Below are 16,731 nucleotides of genomic sequence, written 5' to 3' on the forward strand. Positions count from 1 at the left end.
CGCGGTGCGATGCACCGCCTGCCCGCCACCACGCTTTGTCGGAGGCTTTCGTTGGCAACCGCAGAACTCGCAGGAAAACACCTCGTCCTCGGCATGACGGGCGGCATTGCCTGCTACAAGATCGCCGAACTCACGCGTCTGTTGACCAAGGCCGGCGCGACCGTGCAGGTCGTCATGACCGAAGCGGCCACGCAGTTCATCACCCCCGTCACGATGCAGGCGCTGTCCGGCCGCCCCGTCTACACGAGCCAGTGGGACGGGCGTATTCCGAACAACATGGCGCACATCGATCTGTCGCGTGAAGCCGACGCGATCGTGATCGCGCCCGCCTCAACCGATTTCCTCGCCAAACTCGCGCACGGCATGGCCAACGATCTACTGTCGACGCTGTGCGTTGCCCGTGATTGCCCGCTGCTCGTCGTGCCGGCGATGAACCGGCAGATGTGGCAAAACCCCGCAACGCAGCGCAACGTCACGCAATTGCGCGCGGACGGTATTGAAGTGCTCGGGCCCGATTCGGGTCCGCAGGCGTGCGGCGAAATCGGCGACGGGCGCATGCTCGAAGCAACCGCCACATACGAAGCAATCGCGTCGTTCTTCTCGCCCAAGATCCTGGCGGGGCGGCGCCTGCTACTGACCGCCGGCCCGACCTTCGAGCCGCTCGATCCGGTGCGCGGCATTACCAACCGTTCCAGCGGCAAAATGGGTTTTGCGTTGGCACGCGCCGCGCAACAGGCCGGCGCCGAGGTGCACCTGGTGGCCGGTCCGGTGTCGCTGGACACGCCGTGGGGCGTGTTCCGCGAAGACGTGCAGACCGCGCAGCAAATGCATGATGCGGTGATGCGTTCAGTTGCCGACTGCGACATCTTCATCGGCGTGGCCGCGGTCGCCGACTGGCGTGTCGATCGTGCCAGCGAACACAAGATCAAGAAGACCGCCGAGCGGGCAATGCCCAGCTTTACCTTCGTCGAAAATCCGGACATTCTGGCTTCGGTGGCCAGGCTGCCGCATCCACCCTTCGCGGTCGGTTTCGCGGCGGAGAGCGGCGATCTTGAAGCGCATGGCGAAGACAAGCGCGTGCGCAAGAATGTGCCGCTGCTGATCGGTAATCTCGGTCCGCTGACCTTCGGGCTCGACGATAACGAAGTGATCCTTTTCGAAGCAGGCGGCGCCACGAAGCTGCCGCGCGCCGACAAGCAGACGCTCGCGCGCGCCTTGATCGCCGAGATCGCCAAGCGTCTGCCTGACACGAGTCTGATTCGCTGAGGCCGCTCGCGGTGGCGATTACCAAAGCCACTGCGAACAGTTCAGCCGCAGCCGGGTTTTCTGGAGCAGTACTGACATGACGCTACTTTCCGTGCTCGATCAAACGCCCGTGATCGACGGGCACTCTGTGGCGGACGCCATCGCCGCCACCGTGGAACTCGCGCAACTGGCCGACCACCTCGGCTACACGCGCTACTGGTGCGCCGAACATCACGGCCTGCGCGGTGTCTCGAACCCATGCCCCGAGGTGATGCTCGCGCGCCTCGGTAGCGTGACCCAGCGCATTCGCCTCGGCTCGGGTGGCGTGATGCTGCCGTACTACAGCCCCTTCAAGGTCGCCGAGCAATTCATGATGCTGGAGGCGCTGTTTCCGAACCGAATCGATCTGGGCGTGGGGCGCGCGCCGGGCGGCGACATGCAGACGGCGCAGGCGGTCGCAGCCGGCACCTACAATCGGGGCGATATTTTCCCGCAGCAGGTCGCCGATCTGGTTGGCCTGATGCACGGCACACTGCCTGAGGATCATCTTGCGCACGGCGTGCTGCTGCAGCCGCAAATCAGCACACGTCCGCAATTGTGGATGCTCGGATCGAGTGAATTTGGTGGCCTGCTGGCGGCGCAACTCGGCATCCGCTTCGCGTTCGCGCATTTCATCAACGCGCATTTCGGGCACCAGGTGGCGCTCGCGTATCGCGACCGCTTCAAGCCCAGTCAAGAGGTGCAACAGCCGTATCTGGCCGCCGCCGTGTTCGTGATCTGCGCCGACACTGAACAGGAAGCCGCCGATCTCGAGAAGGCCGTCGACCTGCGCCGTGTGCAGATGGCCTATGGCCTGAACGAACCAATCCCGACGATCGAACAGGGCGTTGCGCAGGAATACGGCGCCCGTGAGCGCCTCGTGATCGACCGCGAGAAGCCGCGCAGTATCATCGGTACGCCGGAAACCGTGACTGAGCGCATGCGTGACTTGCAAGCACAGTTCCAGGCCGACGAACTGATCGTGCTGACCGTGGCAGGCAGCTACCGCGCACGCCTGCGATCCTATGAACTACTCGCCGAAGCGTTCGAACTCGGTTCGAACGCCACGCCCTAACCCCCCCTCCTTCGAACCTGCATGAAACTCGACCTGAAGATTCTCGATGCGCGGATGCGCGAACAGCTCCCGGCGTATGCCACCAACGGCAGCGCGGGCCTCGACCTGCGCGCCTGCCTCGACGAACCGTTGACGCTCAAACCTGGCGAGACCGCCCTGGTGCCGACGGGTCTCGCAATTCACGTAGGCGATCCGGGCTATGCGGCGTTGATTCTGCCGCGTTCGGGCCTGGGCCATAAGCACGGCATCGTGCTGGGCAATCTGGTCGGTCTGATCGACTCGGATTACCAAGGGCAACTGATGATTTCGACGTGGAATCGTGGCGAGACCACGTTCGTCCTGAATCCGATGGAGCGCCTCGCGCAACTAGTGATCGTGCCGGTCGTGCAAGCTGAATTCAATATCGTCGACGACTTCGAAGAAAGCGTGCGCGGCGCGGGCGGCTTCGGCAGCACCGGCAAGCACTGACACCTTCACGAGAAACGCTTCCTGGAAGCGATTTGCAGAATCGCAAAAGCAGAACGGCGCGGGGTTCAACCCGCGCCGTTCTGCTTTCAGATGAAGCTGAAACGCTTATTCGACCGACTTATTCAACCTCAACCGCTTCCGGATTCGGATTGCGCGGCGCCGGATGTTCGTCGAAAGTCAACTGCACCTTGTCTTCCGCGTCCACGTCGACCGTCACGCGGCCGCCGTTCATCAGCTTGCCGAACAGCAGTTCGTCTGCAAGCGCCCGACGGATCGTGTCCTGGATCAGACGCTGCATTGGCCGCGCGCCCATCAGCGGATCGAAACCGTGCTTGGCGAGATGCTTGCGCAACGCGTCGGTGAAGAGCGCGTCGACCTTCTTCTCATGCAGCTGATCTTCCAGCTGCATCAGGAACTTGTCGACCACGCGCATGATGATTTCTTCATCGAGCGAGCGGAAGCTGATCGTCGCGTCCAGACGGTTACGGAACTCCGGCGTGAACATGCGCTTGATGTCGACCATTTCGTCGCCGGTTTCCCGACGATTCGTGAAGCCGATCACCGACTTGCCCATTGCCTCGGCGCCCGCATTCGTCGTCATGATGATGATGACGTTACGGAAATCCGCCTTGCGGCCGTTGTTGTCCGTCAGCGTGCCGTGGTCCATCACCTGCAGCAGCACGTTGTAGATGTCCGGATGCGCCTTCTCGATTTCGTCGAGCAGCAGCACGCAATGCGGCTTCTTCGTAACAGCTTCGGTCAGCAGACCGCCCTGGTCGAAACCGACATAACCCGGCGGCGCGCCGATCAAACGGCTCACCGCGTGACGCTCCATGTATTCCGACATGTCGAAGCGGATCAGTTCGATCCCCAGCGTGAACGCGAGCTGCTTCGCCACTTCCGTCTTGCCGACGCCCGTGGGGCCGGAGAACAGGAACGCGCCGATCGGCTTGTCCAGCTTGCCGAGGCCTGCGCGCGCCATCTTGATCGAGGCCGACAGTGCGTCGATGGCCGGGTCTTGCCCGAACACCACGCTCTTCAGGTCGCGATCCAGCGTTTGCAGCTTGCTGCGATCGTCTTGCGACACGCTTTGCGGCGGGACACGGGCGATCTTCGAGATGATTTCTTCGATCTCGTTCTTGCCGATGGTCTTTTTCTGCTTCGACTTCGGCAGGATGCGTTGCGCCGCGCCCGCTTCGTCGATCACGTCGATCGCCTTGTCCGGCAGATGACGATCCGTGATGAAGCGTGCCGACAACTCAGCCGCCGCCGACAGCGCACCCGACGAGTACTTCACGCCGTGATGCTCTTCGAAACGCGACTTCAGGCCGCGCAGGATCGCCACCGTCTGCTCGACGGTCGGCTCGGTCACGTCGACCTTCTGGAACCGGCGCGACAAGGCCGCGTCTTTTTCGAAGATGCCGCGATATTCCGTGAACGTGGTCGCGCCGATGCACTTGAGCGTGCCCGACGAGAGCGCCGGCTTGAGCAGGTTCGATGCGTCCAGCGTGCCGCCCGATGCGGCGCCCGCGCCGATCAGCGTATGAATTTCGTCGATGAACAGGATCGCGTGCGGACGTTCTTTCAATTCCTTGAGGACCGTCTTCAGGCGTTGTTCGAAGTCGCCGCGATACTTGGTGCCGGCGAGCAGCGCGCCCATGTCGAGCGAGTACACCTGAGCGTCCGCCAGAATATCCGGCACTTCGCCGCGCGTAATGCGCCAGGCGAGGCCTTCGGCGATCGCCGTCTTGCCGACACCGGCCTCACCGACCAGCAGCGGATTGTTCTTGCGCCGACGGCACAGCACCTGCACCACACGCTCGACTTCAGACTCGCGCCCGATCAGCGGATCGATGCGGCCGTCTTTCGCCATCTGGTTCAGGTTCTGCGTGAACTGGGCGAGCGGGGTTTCTTTCTGCGCGGCGGCTTCGTCAGACTCGGCATTCGCGTCGCTCGCTTTCGCGGCGTCCGTGCTGCTCGTCTTCGCGATGCCGTGCGAAATGAAATTGACCACGTCCAGACGCGTCACGCCCTGCTGTTGCAGGTAGTAGACCGCATGCGAATCCTTTTCGCCGAAGATCGCCACCAGCACGTTCGCGCCGGTCACTTCCTTCTTGCCATTCGAGGTGGATTGCACATGCATGATCGCGCGCTGGATCACACGCTGGAAACCCAGCGTGGGCTGCGTGTCGACGTCGTCCGTGCCGGGCACGGTAGGCGTGTTGTCATGAATGAAGTTGCGCAGGTTCTGGCGCAGATCCTCGATATTGGCCGCGCATGCACGCAACACCTCCGCCGCTGTTGGATTGTCCAACAGTGCCAGCAAAAGATGTTCGACCGTGATGAACTCGTGCCTTGCCTGGCGTGCTTCCATGAACGCCATGTGCAGGCTGACTTCCAGTTCCTGGGCAATCATGCTTCCTCCATCACACACTGCAGCGGATGCCCGGCCTGCCGTGCGTGGGTAACGACTTGCTCGACTTTGGTCGACGCGATGTCCCGCGTATAGACCCCACAAACTCCCCTGCCTTCGCGATGCACCTTCAACATAACCTGTGTTGCGGTTTCACGATCTTTATTGAAATATTCCTGCACGACCATCACGACAAATTCCATTGGCGTGAAGTCGTCATTCAGCAGCACCACCTTGTACATGGACGGCGGCTTCAGCTTCTTTTCCTGCCGCTCCAGTACGGTGCCGTCCTGCTTGTCCGGGATAATCGCCATACACCCATTCTAAACAACTAGGACAGGCCCGCAATCCTGTCAAAACCCGGCCGTCCGGCCAGTGAGCCCGTTCGCTACCGCCTGATGGGTCAATCACCCTCCTGCGTGCGTCATTCGACGAGCCGATCGCGGAGCCGGCCCCTATCCAGTACTGCTTCGCGGCCGTGCTGCGCCGCAGTCGGATCGAGTATCGCACAACCTGCCAGAGCGGGTTGACGGCGCGTACACCGGCCAGCCGACGGCGGGCGACCCGCAGAACAGCATGTGAGTCGATTATGCGACTTTTCAAGACGGCCCGCTTGCGCAACCGCACATAACTGACGAAAGAGGGAAAAACCCCTGGAAGTGCCTGTTTGCAACGCGGCAAATGGCGTCTCAAAATTTTCTTGACACTCGAATAAAGAGCCTCAACAATCAAGCTGGCACTTTTTTCACTGCGCCATAAATCGAAAAAATGCCGATGGTGAGCTTGTGAGGAGGGAGCGGCTGCATCACGCGGTCGTCGAGCTTTTCGAGGGCTCGTGGTAGTGACATGAGTTACAGGGGAAGTTGGAATGGCAACTGGTACGGTCAAATGGTTCAATGACGCAAAAGGTTTCGGATTCATCACGCCTGACGAAGGCGGCGAGGATCTGTTTGCACACTTCTCGGCCATCCAGATGAATGGGTTCAAGACCCTCAAGGAAGGTCAAAAAGTAACCTTCGAGGTCGTGCAAGGCCCGAAAGGCAAGCAGGCGTCGAACATCCAGGCACCCGCCTGAAACTGTTCGATACCCGTTCCTTTGAAACCCGGCTTCGTGCCGGGTTTCTTTTTTTGGGCTTACCCCGCTAAGCCGTCCGGCGCTCGCCGCGCACGTCAGACCACTTTCAGCGTACCCATCATGCCGAGGTCCTCGTGTTCGAGGATGTGGCAGTGGAACATGCGCGCGCCCGCCATCCGCTGCACCGTGGCGATGCGCACGATTTCATCTGGTTGCACGTTGACCATGTCACGCCACGCGCGGTAGGGCTCCGGCGTGACCACGCCGCCCCGCTGCCGCTCCACGATCTGGAACTGCGTGCCGTGCAGATGGAATGGATGATCCATGTCGGTGCGGTTTTCGATCGACCAGAGTTCGACTTCGTCGCGCCGGCTGGTCAGCGTGATGCGCGACGGGTCGAAAACCTCGCCATTAATCATGAAAGTCATGCCGGCCGGAACGGCACCGCCATGTGCGGCTGCGGGTTCGGCGCCGTGCATGGCGGCCATGTCCATCTTTTCGCTGAAGACCACCGATTTCTTCGCGACCGGCGCGCCGAGTGGCGGCACGGGGCGCAATGTCACAGGCAGCGGGCGCGGGGCAGCACTGGATGCCGGTTTGAAACTGACGTCGGCAAGCGCATGGGCTGGGCCGGGCGGCAGGCTGCCGCCCGCCATCGCCATCTTGCGGCGATCGTAGATAGCGGCGCTCAGCACCGCCTCGGCGGGAGCCGTGCCCGCGCGGACGATCAGTTCGGCACGCTCGCCTGGCGCAAGCAGCAGTTCTGTCAGTCCCTCGCGCGGCTGCTCCAGCAGACCGCCGTCCGTGCCGACCTGGGCGAAATGCTGGCCGCTTCCAAGCGAAAATCTCAAATAGCGGGCACCGCATCCATTCCACACCCGCCAGCGCTCGTCGGCCATCACCTCGATACGCGGACGGCGCGTGCCGTTGACCAGCACGAATTGCCCTTCCCGGCCGTTCATCCAGTCCATCATGTCGTTCGGCGCAATGGTGCCGTCGGCGGCAAGCTTCAGGTCTGAGATAAACAGGTGCCGTTCGGGCCAGCCGGCGAGCGGATCGTCCGCGGCGCGCACCACGATAGGTCCAGCCAGCCCGCGAAACACCTGTTCCGCCGAACTCATGTGGGGATGCGGGTGATACCAGTATGTGCCGGCGCTGCCCAGTGGCAATGTAAAGCGATAGACGTGCGAGGCGCCCGGCGGGGTGGGCGCCGAAGGATTGCCATCCTGGTCGGGCGGCACCGGCAAGCCGTGCCAGTGAATCGTCGACGCTTGCGCGAGCCGGTTCACGAAGCGGATTTCGACGGTGTCGCCTTCGCGCACATCAATCAGAGGCCCGACAACCGGGCCGTCGGCTTGCATCGCGCCGTGATGTCCGTTGCCCTGGTCGTATTGCCAGAAAAGCGTGCCCGGCTTGCCGGCGAGCAGTGTGCGCCTGACCGGTTGCGCGATCAGGGTCGCGCGAAACACGCCAGGCTCACGGCTTTCATTGGCAAGCGTGCGCAGCGCGGCGAGCGGCGCGCCGGCGGGGAGCGCATCCGGAGCGGCAAGGGTCGTGGCGGCGGCCGGTGTAGGGTGCGCCGGCATGGCCGGCATATCGTCCATCCCTTCCATGCCGCTCATACCCGACATGTTGTGCATCGAATGCGCGTCATGCTGCGCGAATACGCTGGGCGCAAACATCGACGTAACCGCGGCGCTCAGTGTGCGGGCGAGAAATTGCCTGCGAATCATGGGGTGTTTCCTCTGCTTTGCTGGACGGCCGATACACATGGGCGCGTCCACGCTGGATCGATAGGTCGACTCGTGCGGCCGTTCGTCGGAAAACGGACTGCTCAAGTGGACATTGGCTGACTGGGACTCGCGCGCACCGCCCGCGCAGGATGCAATGCGCAGAGGCGATACGAAATGCGTCAGCCGATTGGCGGCCGCAGCAAGGGCGCTCGCGTGACGCCGGCACGCTGCGGCTCCGACAACGCCGGCGGCAGCGATGTTCCGCTGGGGCGCGGCTCAAAGCGGAACGCGGCGAACAACGCACCGCAATACACACCGCAGGAAGTGGCACAACAGAAGGAAGAGTCGTGATGACATGGCTTTGCGGACGCGGCCATGGTGTCGCAATGCCGTGTTTCGCCGACGACGCCAGGCGCATGGTCTACGCCATGGGCCATCTGCATCGCGGCGCCGCCCACCATTGCCTCAGTGGCATGCACGTGCGCAAAGGCACCTTGCGTCACAGATAACGCGAGGCACAGCACGATGAGGATTCGCCACCCAGCAGTCATTGCGGATTAAATAAACGAAGAAACGAAGCGCGGAAATTCAGCGGTCGGTGAATCATAACGCAAGCCACTTTCGTCGAAGGCGCCAGCGCGCGTGACAGACGCGCGGCGGCGCTCAATGACGCCCCACCTGGCGCGAATCGGACGCCGCAAAAACAGAAAACCCCGACCACCATTGCGGCGCCGGGGTTGTCGATGCAAGCCGGAAAAACCGGCGCGAAGCACTTACTCGATCATTCTGTGTAAATTGGCCGCAAAGCCCCGCTAGTCATAGAGCCTTCAATTACACACTTCGAATTCCCCTCCAAATTCCCCTCACTATCTTCCGGCTACCCCACTTATCCATAGGCTCCCGCATGGTCATTAAGCGACTGGTTGTCACCGCAACCATCGGCGGCGCGCAGACGAAAAAAAGCCCGCGCATGGCGGGCGTCGGTTCAAGGATCGGGGCGCGTCAGTAGCGCTGAAAGAAGAACGAACAGCGCGGGCTGGAGCGGTTCGATAGATTGGTGCAGAACAACTCCAGATCGGCCATAGAAAGTTCGAACTGTTCACGCGCTAGTGTCCGGATATAGTCCTCCTGCGTCACGCAGTCGTCGCCGAGTTTATAGGAGCAGGTCAAGCGATCTGCAATTTGACGAAGGTCCGGATGGTACTCCCGGGCAGCGACAAACGCGATGATTACGACGATCCAGCCGATTGCCTGTCTCATATGTGCTCGCTTTGCCGGTGGACTATTGCAGCAAGCGCAGCAAATAACACGAATTTCTTGAAAGTGCCTGTCATTTCCCCGTCCCCCTCTTTTGCCGCAGCCTCGCGCGCGTGCGCACGTAGTGGTCGCGAAACTCCCCTTCGTCAGCGGATTTGCTTGACTTGCTGCGCATCAACTGTCTCGCCATTCACATACAGAACCGCGTCCTCAAAATCGCAGAAATTGTCCTTGAGAACAGTCACCTGAGAGCCGGGCGAGAAGAAGGCAAACGACTTAATCAGGATCGAACCGGCAATGCCGCCGGACAGAAGAACCGTGTGATTATCCAGAAGCTGATAGCTCGTTGCGCTCTTTGCGCTCAAGACGCAATCAGCCTGAGCATGAAAAGGTGCGGCGAACAGCAGCAGAACACCGACCAAAGATAGCATTCGTTTCATGTCTTCCCCCGTTAGCCCGACTTGTTTCCGACAGCGAGGAAAGTAGCACGGCATGGCCGGCCACCATGCGTCGAAAAGAGGGGGACTTGGGCCTTTTGGGAGGGAAAGAATCCGCACGCATCGCGCGCGTAGTGGCGGCCATTGCCCCTGTTCGCTGTTTCTTCGCTGTTTGTTTATCGGCGGGGGCGTCGCGCCGCCTGTTCCGGGGCTTCACTAATTTCCTCTATTTTAGGTCTCGCGTGCGCGCGCGATGCGTGCAGAAAACTCCTCGAGCATGAGTCGCCCCCCGTGTTTCTTTCTGGTTTTTTTAACGGCGGATTCAGCGCAAGCGCCGATCATCGAAGCCTTCGCCATGCCACGTGCGCCTATCCAGCGCTGCACGCGACTCCGCCTCTGCACGGGCCTCTGACAGCCTCGCATTGAAGTGATGGATGTTCGGCATCAGGTCCGCCAGCGGCCCGCGTATGGCCCGCGTCAGCACGTCATCTAGATCGGATTGCGGCCAATGCTCCAATTCCGCCAGTTGCTCGATCATCGACACAAGCTCGGCACGCATCCGCCGCCCGTCATCAGGAGACAGGGACGGGCCCCACGGTAGATACAATCCGCCGTTGCGCGAACGCAGCGCGCCGGTGCAATCGGCGGCATCGTTCGCGGCGGCGCGAAGGTGCGCCATGATCTCGGGCTTGTGCGCGGCTATCTCAGGTTTGATCGTCGCTACGGCGGACGCCGGACCAGCGATTTTTACCCGGTCGCCGTCAACCCAAAGGCGGACGCCCATCGTTTGCGCCTTGCTTAAAATTTGCGCAACGCTCATACGTCCTCCTCGGTGTCGTCGCCCGCCGCAAAACTTTCTCCCCCTTGGGTTTCCCCCCTCGTATCCGCTACTCCGCTACCGGCCTTATCTGACAAGGGTTTCAGGGTAGCGTTAGCGTTTCCACTAGCGCTACCAGATTTGCTATCCGCTACCGTCAAACCCGCGCCAATATTGGGCGGTAGCGGAGTAGCGGATTGGAGGGGGGTATTGGAGAGATAGCGGGAAAATGCATCGGCAAATTGGTCTACCCGGTAGCCCTTTCGAACGTCGCCGTAGCCGAATTTGATGTTTGCACTCGATACGCCGTACTCGCTCAACTTCTTAGACAGTTGCCGGGGCGTCATTGGCTTACCTCTGTTCCATGTCGCCCACGGCTTTTCCTCGTCATTGAACAAGTGAGTCAGCAAGTCGGCGGACGATATTCGCTGAACACGGTGGGTCTCGAATGCTTCCTGAATGTCGGCCAGCAGTTCCGCGCCAGCACTCTGTGACTGCTCCGACTCGCCAGACAGCTTGAGCGCGGCCCGCCGCGCTGTTTCCGGCCACGCGCCGCCGGCTACCTCTGCAATCTGTAGCAACGGCTCCCAATTGTCGGCGGCGCGGTCGTGCAGCGCATCAGGTAGCACGGGGCGGGCTATACGCACGGCTTGTTCATTGTCGTCCGCCCACCGCGCCAGCTTCGCACACAGCCGTTCGAACATGCCGGGTTCCGCGTGACGCAGTTTGTCCACCTGTTCGTGCGGCAACTTGCGCCGCAGCTCCAGCGTGATCGATCGGTCCATCAGCGTGTCGGCAAGGTGTCCGATGCCTGCAATGGCTTTCGCGCCCCACACGAAAAACTGTTTCGGCGTGTGATCGTCGCCCACGGTGCGCACGACATAGGCGCTATCGCGCGTGTGTCCGCAGTTCAGCAGGCCGCGCAATTCCTCATTCTCACGCATGAAAGCGTCGGCCTCATCAATCAGCAGCGTCGGCCTCCACGCCTCGATAGCGCGGAACAGGGCGGCGGGCGTGATGTTGCTGGCGGCAAGCGGGCGGCTCGATAGGCGGCCCATCAGAAAGAGCAATTGCGACTTGCCGCAACGTTTCTCCGGTGCCGTGATCGCCGCGATAGGTGCCACGTCCACCGAATCCATAAGCCAGGTCATCGTGATCCAGAGGGCCGTGCCGTGCGCGGTCGCTGCGTCGCAGACGATAAAGCGATGCACGACGCGCACAAGGTCATCCAGCAGCACCGCACCGTCTACCGGCTCGTGCCACGGTTCCACACCTGCAAATGGACCGTCCGTGTCCCCTTCGTCGGTGCGCGCCGCCGCTACCATCTTGTCGAGCGTCGATACCTGCACGCCCATACGCTTGGCTTCTTCCTTGCGCACACGGTCAAACTGCATCGGCGTGAGCGCGGCCAGACGCTCGATTGCTTCGTCGTCCGTTTCCGGTTGCGCAGCTTCATCGATGCTCGGCGCAATCGCAGGCTTCGTCACGTCCGCCGGCAGCGCGCCGACCCTCGGCAAGGCCAGCACATCATCAGCGCTCGGCATACGGTCGTATGCGGCTTTGAACGCTGCTAGCCAGTCCATCACATCGCCAGCATCAGGCAGGCCCATAGCGGCCACGTCCAGCCGTTCTATGGTGCATCCGAGCGCCAGCAGTTTCGCCGTCGCCTCGTCGGCGTACTTCTGGCCCGGTGCATCGTGATCCGGCCACAGCAGCACATGACGGCCCGCCATCGGGGACCAGTCCGCAGCACCCGCGCTCGTCGCGCCGCCGCTCGTGATGCCGATAAACCGGCCCGCGCCAATCTTCGTCAGCGCATCTGCCTTCTGCTCGCCCTCAACGATGACAGCCGCCGCGTGTGCGTGCACGGCCAGCTCGGGCAGGCCGTACAGCACCTTGCCGCCGTCCTGTTTCGGCTCACCATGCGTCCAACGGGTGCCGTTATGCCAGAAGGGGCGCACCAGCTTGTCATGTCCGCCTTCAGGCGTCGCCTTGTGCATCCGCACCCGCGCATACAGGATCGACCCATCGGCGGCGCGGTAAAGGTGGAGCGCCTTCGGTTGATAGCCCTCCAGCTTCTTCGCCTTAAACAGCGTGCCGGCCGCTTCCCGGTAATCGTCGTCAGTCAGTACCCGGTCATCAAGAATCGCGCTCATCGCCCATCCCATGCGCCCAGCTCGCGCGCCGCCTGTGTGAATGGAATACCGCGCGCACGGCGATACAGTTCGAGCGCGTCGCCGCCCGCCTCGCCGCAAGCGAAACAGCGCCAGTTACCACGCTCGATATGAACGCTCAGGCTAGGATTGCTCTCGCCGTGGATCGGGCAGCGCACCTGCACATACCCCGATCCGTTTGGCTTTCCGGCGTCGATAGATAGCAAGGCCAGCACGTCAGCGACGGGCGGCACACGGTCGCGGCGGAATTGGGATTCGCTCATACCGGCTCCGCGCGGTAGCCAGCAGGGTCAACGAGAAAGGCATCAATGTCGCCAGCACGCCAGCCGACAGCACGCGGGCCAAGCTGGATAGCGGGCGGAAACGTCTTATCTTTGATGCGCTGATAGATGGTGGAGCGCGAAAGCCCCGTTGCGGATTCAACCTGCTTGCGGCGCAGGATGGTCAGTGCGGTTTTGATTTGTTCGGCCATGTTTAACCCTTAGTGAGGGTTCCGGGCCTATCCCGGAACATGGCGAGCATGGTGGCTTCCGATACGCGAAAAACTGCCTAGAAAACCTTCGTGAATATTTTAGGCACCCTTAAACACCGCCTTTTTCACTGCGTTGTAAATTGCCTCAATTGCTTTGTCCGAGAGGTTCGCCTGAGAGCCTGGCCGCGCGGCAATATGCTCTCTCGACACCTTTTGAAAAGCCTCGCGCGCTGAAATGCCCTTGTCCATCAGCACCTCAACACGGTTGTAAATCAGGATATTTGCATCGGAAAGCGTCATCCGCGACCGCCCAGACCGCGCGGTAAGACGTAACGCTCTCTTCGGTTCAACATTGTGTTCGACGATTTTTTCGATGGCTTCGGCCAAGTAGGCGCGCTCGTCATCCGTAAGCGAAACCCCGATCTTGCATTTGTACCCGATGGCCGCCAGCATCTCGATGGCAAATATAGGGTCCGCCTTAACCCACCGCAGCGGATCGTCCCCGAGAAGTGGCCTAGATGTGTCATCAGACATTCGCGCCCTCACGCAATGCCCCTCAATGAATGAAGGGGCCGCGCCAGCGGGTGAGGGAACCCGTTTTCGATTGGCCGATCTAGGCGCGACCCGTAAAGTATCAGGCCGTCTTCGTCTTGATGCTCACCACGTTACCCGCCGCAGAGATAGCGGCTTGCCGGTCGATCTCGTCGGCCAGGTATTGCAGCGCGCGCCGCCGCTCGGCTTCCAGTTCGTGATGGTGATAGCTGGCGGCGGTTTGGCTGCGCTCCGTGTGCGCCAGCAGCAGCTCCACAACGTCCCGGCTGAATCCATGCTCACGCAACAGTGTTGCCGCTGTGCCTCGCGTGCCGTGTGGGGAAAACTCCGCTACGCCGAAGTCCATCCGCTTGAACAAGTGATTGAGCGTCGCGTCTGCCATCGGCACAACGGCGCGGAACGCGGACGGGAACACGTATTCCAGATCGCCAGTCAATGCGCGTTGCACTTCCAGCACTTCGAGCGCCTGTGTGGACAGATACACGCGATGCGGCCGGCGCGACTTCATGCGCTCGGCGGGAATGTCCCACTGCGCTTTATCCGTGTCGATCTCCGACCACTTGGCGCGCAGGACCTCGGCTTTACGGCACATGCTGTACATCAGCAGCTTGACCGCCGCCGTAGTGGACGGATGCGCACCCTGCTTCCCTACGGCACGCCAGAATGCTCCAAGCTCCGATTCGCTCAGGTGCCGGTGATGCTCCGCCTTTGGAACCTCGATGACGCCACGCAGCGGCAATGCCGGGTTCGACTCAACGAGTAGCTTCTGGATCGCGTAGTTGTAGACCTGCTGAATCAGAACCCGCACGTTCTCCGCAGTGTTCGGCGTGTCGCGCCGCTTCTCAATGATTGCCAGCACGTGGGCGGGCTTCACATCGTCCAGCGCCGTGCTGCCAATGTCCGGCCAGACAAACCGCTCCAGCAGGGAGCGCATTTGCGCACGGTAGCCGTCCGACTTGCTGCCCAGGCGCTCATCCAGCCACTTAAGGGAGAACGCCTTGAACTGCCCTTCGTCGGCCTTCAGTTCCGCCCTCGCCTTGCGCTCGGCATCGTCCGTGCGCTTGTGTGCAGCCGGATCGTTGCCCTGCTCCACCATCGCCCGATATTCCGCGTGCCGGTCGCGCGCGTCCGCAACGCCTATTTCCGGATAGCGACCAATCACCACCTCACGCCGCCGCCCATCAATCCGGTATTGAAATACCCAAGTCTTGGAACCGCCAGGCTGTATCAGCACGAACAGACCGCCGCCGTCCGTCAGCTTGTATGCGCCCTCCTTTGGCTTGGCATTGTTCAGACGCGTAGGCGTCAGTGTGTAATTGAAGTGTCTGCTGCGGCTCATTTTTTGCTCCCTCCAAATGGAGGGAATTGGAGGGGTAATGTACCTTCCACCCCGTCAAATTCCCCTCCATAACGCCCGGATTTCCCTCCACCTTGTCGGAACGTAATAAACAAAAAACCCCGACGACACGTAGTGTACATCGGGGTTTACCGGATTTCACCGGAACTTGCTGGACGTACTTACATGTTTTCGATCAGCACCTGCCCAAAGCCCGAGCAGGACACCTGCGTTGCGCCTTCCATCAAACGCGCGAAGTCATACGTGACGCGTTTTTGCAGGATCGACTTTTCCATCGACTTGATGATCAGCTCGGCCGCCTCAACCCAGCCGAGGTGGCGCAGCATCATTTCCGCTGAGAGAATTTCCGAGCCCGGATTCACATAGTCTTTGCCAGCGTACTTCGGCGCCGTGCCATGCGTGGCTTCGAACATCGCGACCGAATCCGACAGATTCGCGCCGGGCGCGATACCAATCCCGCCGACTTGCGCAGCCAGCGCGTCCGATACGTAGTCGCCATTCAGGTTCAGCGTGGCGATCACGTCGTATTCGGCCGGACGCAACAGGATCTGCTGCAGGAACGCATCGGCAATCACGTCCTTCACCACGATGTCGCCACCCGTCTTCGGGTTCTTGATTTTCATCCACGGACCGCCATCGATCAACTCGGCGGCGAATTCCTTCTGGGCCAGCGCATAACCGTAGTCGCGGAACGCACCTTCCGTGAACTTCATGATGTTGCCCTTGTGCACCAGCGTGACCGAGCGGCGTTCGTTGTCGATCGCGTACTGGATCGCCTTGCGCACCAGCCGCTCCGTGCCTTCACGCGACACCGGCTTGATACCGATACCCGAGGTGTCCGGGAAGCGGATCTTCTTCACACCCATCTCTTCCCGCAGGAATTTGATGACCTTCTTCGCCTCTTCCGATTCAGCCGCCCACTCGATCCCAGCGTAGATGTCTTCCGAGTTCTCACGGAAGATCACCATGTTGGTCTTTTCCGGCTCACGCACCGGCGAAGGCACGCCCTTGAAATACTGCACCGGCCGCAGGCATACATACAGGTCGAGTTCCTGGCGCAGCGCGACGTTCAGCGAACGGATGCCGCCGCCGACCGGCGTGGTGAGCGGCCCCTTGATTGACACGACGTATTCCTTCAGCACCTGCAGCGACTCTTCCGGCAGCCACACGTCCGGGCCATACACTTTCGTGGCCTTCTCGCCGGCATAGATTTCCATCCAGTGGATCTTCTTCTTGCCTGCGTATGCTTTTTCGACAGCCGCATCCACCACCTTGAGCATCACCGGCGTGATGTCGGCACCCGTGCCGTCACCTTCGATAAACGGGATGATCGGCTGGTCGGAAACGTTGAGCGAGAAATCCGCGTTGACAGTGATCTTGTCACCGCCGGTCGGGACCTTGATGTGCTGATACGGCATGATCGGACTCCAGTGATAGCTGTGCTGAAAGCTGATGGGAGACTGCGGAAACTGGGCGCTCCTCGCTACGCGCAATGCCGGCCGTCAACGAGGGTCAGGCTGCCTATTCTAGCCCACACCGGCGCAGCAACGAGCCGACAGTGGCTCGGGGTTTTCCAACATTGTCGAGAATCAGATTGCCGCGACGTCAACTCCTATG

The 16,731-nt window shown here is 61.3% G+C and carries 17 protein-coding genes; 5 read left to right on the forward strand and 12 right to left on the reverse strand.

Going from position 1 to position 16,731, the window contains the following annotated elements:
• The first annotated feature begins 51 nt into the window (after positions 1 to 51).
• The 3 genes from coaBC (at position 52) to dut (ending at position 2,827) form a co-directional block, all read left to right on the forward strand.
• Entirely contained in the window at positions 52 to 1,266 is a 1,215-nt protein-coding gene (gene coaBC / locus PQR27_RS16775) for a bifunctional phosphopantothenoylcysteine decarboxylase/phosphopantothenate--cysteine ligase CoaBC (protein ID WP_408524696.1), read from the forward strand.
• 76 nt (positions 1,267 to 1,342) lie between these two features.
• Positions 1,343 to 2,359, forward strand: a complete 1,017-nt coding sequence (locus PQR27_RS16780) for an LLM class flavin-dependent oxidoreductase (protein WP_408524697.1) — start codon at positions 1,343 to 1,345, stop codon at positions 2,357 to 2,359.
• Positions 2,360 to 2,380: 21 nt separating this feature from the next.
• Positions 2,381 to 2,827 (forward strand): dUTP diphosphatase, encoded by a 447-nt coding sequence (dut, locus tag PQR27_RS16785; protein WP_408524698.1) that lies wholly within the window; start codon positions 2,381 to 2,383, stop codon positions 2,825 to 2,827.
• Between the two features lie 118 nt (positions 2,828 to 2,945).
• Here the strand turns inward: dut and clpA are convergent, their stop codons facing one another.
• Together clpA and clpS are read right to left on the reverse strand one after the other, a co-directional pair.
• A complete protein-coding gene (gene clpA / locus PQR27_RS16790) occupies positions 2,946 to 5,243 on the reverse strand; it encodes an ATP-dependent Clp protease ATP-binding subunit ClpA (protein WP_408524699.1) in 2,298 nt (765 codons plus the stop codon).
• Positions 5,240 to 5,554, reverse strand: a complete 315-nt coding sequence (gene clpS, locus PQR27_RS16795; RefSeq protein WP_012434130.1) for an ATP-dependent Clp protease adapter ClpS — start codon at positions 5,552 to 5,554, stop codon at positions 5,240 to 5,242. Before clpS ends, clpA begins: the two co-directional genes overlap by 4 nt.
• Positions 5,555 to 6,108: 554 nt before the next feature.
• Here clpS and PQR27_RS16800 point away from each other — a divergent pair.
• Complete coding sequence (locus PQR27_RS16800; protein WP_007180614.1) at positions 6,109 to 6,315, forward strand: cold-shock protein; 207 nt, start codon at positions 6,109 to 6,111, stop codon at positions 6,313 to 6,315.
• 95 nt (positions 6,316 to 6,410) lie between these two features.
• Here the strand turns inward: PQR27_RS16800 and PQR27_RS16805 are convergent, their stop codons facing one another.
• Entirely contained in the window at positions 6,411 to 8,048 is a 1,638-nt protein-coding gene (locus tag PQR27_RS16805) for a multicopper oxidase family protein (protein ID WP_408524700.1), read from the reverse strand.
• A gap of 174 nt (positions 8,049 to 8,222) precedes the next feature.
• Here PQR27_RS16805 and PQR27_RS16810 point away from each other — a divergent pair, with 174 nt between their 5' ends.
• Positions 8,223 to 8,399 carry a hypothetical protein gene (locus tag PQR27_RS16810; protein ID WP_408524701.1) on the forward strand — a complete coding sequence of 59 codons (177 nt, stop codon included), beginning with the start codon at positions 8,223 to 8,225 and terminating at the stop codon, positions 8,397 to 8,399.
• Between the two features lie 651 nt (positions 8,400 to 9,050).
• Here the strand turns inward: PQR27_RS16810 and PQR27_RS16815 are convergent.
• The 9 genes from PQR27_RS16815 to icd all read right to left on the reverse strand — a co-directional run bounded on the left by PQR27_RS16815 (position 9,051) and on the right by icd (position 16,532).
• Positions 9,051 to 9,308 (reverse strand): hypothetical protein, encoded by a 258-nt coding sequence (locus PQR27_RS16815; protein WP_201107700.1) that lies wholly within the window; start codon positions 9,306 to 9,308, stop codon positions 9,051 to 9,053.
• A 143-nt stretch (positions 9,309 to 9,451) separates the two neighbouring features.
• Complete coding sequence (locus PQR27_RS16820) at positions 9,452 to 9,745, reverse strand: hypothetical protein (protein WP_408524702.1); 294 nt, start codon at positions 9,743 to 9,745, stop codon at positions 9,452 to 9,454.
• A 319-nt stretch (positions 9,746 to 10,064) separates the two neighbouring features.
• The gene (locus tag PQR27_RS16825; protein WP_408524703.1) at positions 10,065 to 10,562 is read right to left on the reverse strand and encodes a TubC N-terminal docking domain-related protein; all 498 of its coding nucleotides are present in this window, start codon (positions 10,560 to 10,562) and stop codon (positions 10,065 to 10,067) included.
• Positions 10,559 to 12,715: a DUF3631 domain-containing protein gene (locus PQR27_RS16830; protein ID WP_408524704.1), complete on the reverse strand. Its 2,157-nt coding sequence runs from the start codon at positions 12,713 to 12,715 to the stop codon at positions 10,559 to 10,561. Before PQR27_RS16830 ends, PQR27_RS16825 begins: the two co-directional genes overlap by 4 nt.
• Complete coding sequence (locus tag PQR27_RS16835) at positions 12,712 to 12,996, reverse strand: CHC2 zinc finger domain-containing protein (protein ID WP_408524705.1); 285 nt, start codon at positions 12,994 to 12,996, stop codon at positions 12,712 to 12,714. Before PQR27_RS16835 ends, PQR27_RS16830 begins: the two co-directional genes overlap by 4 nt.
• Entirely contained in the window at positions 12,993 to 13,205 is a 213-nt protein-coding gene (locus PQR27_RS16840) for an AlpA family transcriptional regulator (protein ID WP_408524706.1), read from the reverse strand. The genes PQR27_RS16835 and PQR27_RS16840 overlap by 4 nt, the downstream gene beginning before the upstream one ends.
• A 99-nt stretch (positions 13,206 to 13,304) precedes the next feature.
• Positions 13,305 to 13,739 (reverse strand): hypothetical protein, encoded by a 435-nt coding sequence (locus PQR27_RS16845; RefSeq protein ID WP_201107706.1) that lies wholly within the window; start codon positions 13,737 to 13,739, stop codon positions 13,305 to 13,307.
• Positions 13,740 to 13,839: 100 nt separating this feature from the next.
• Positions 13,840 to 15,096 carry a tyrosine-type recombinase/integrase gene (locus PQR27_RS16850; RefSeq protein ID WP_408524707.1) on the reverse strand — a complete coding sequence of 419 codons (1,257 nt, stop codon included), beginning with the start codon at positions 15,094 to 15,096 and terminating at the stop codon, positions 13,840 to 13,842.
• Positions 15,097 to 15,275: 179 nt separating this feature from the next.
• Entirely contained in the window at positions 15,276 to 16,532 is a 1,257-nt protein-coding gene (icd, locus tag PQR27_RS16855) for an NADP-dependent isocitrate dehydrogenase (RefSeq protein ID WP_408524708.1), read from the reverse strand.
• Between the last annotated feature and the right edge of the window lie 199 nt (positions 16,533 to 16,731).

The organism is Paraburkholderia fungorum (genome assembly GCF_046027215.1).
GTDB lineage: Bacteria > Pseudomonadota > Gammaproteobacteria > Burkholderiales > Burkholderiaceae > Paraburkholderia > Paraburkholderia fungorum_D.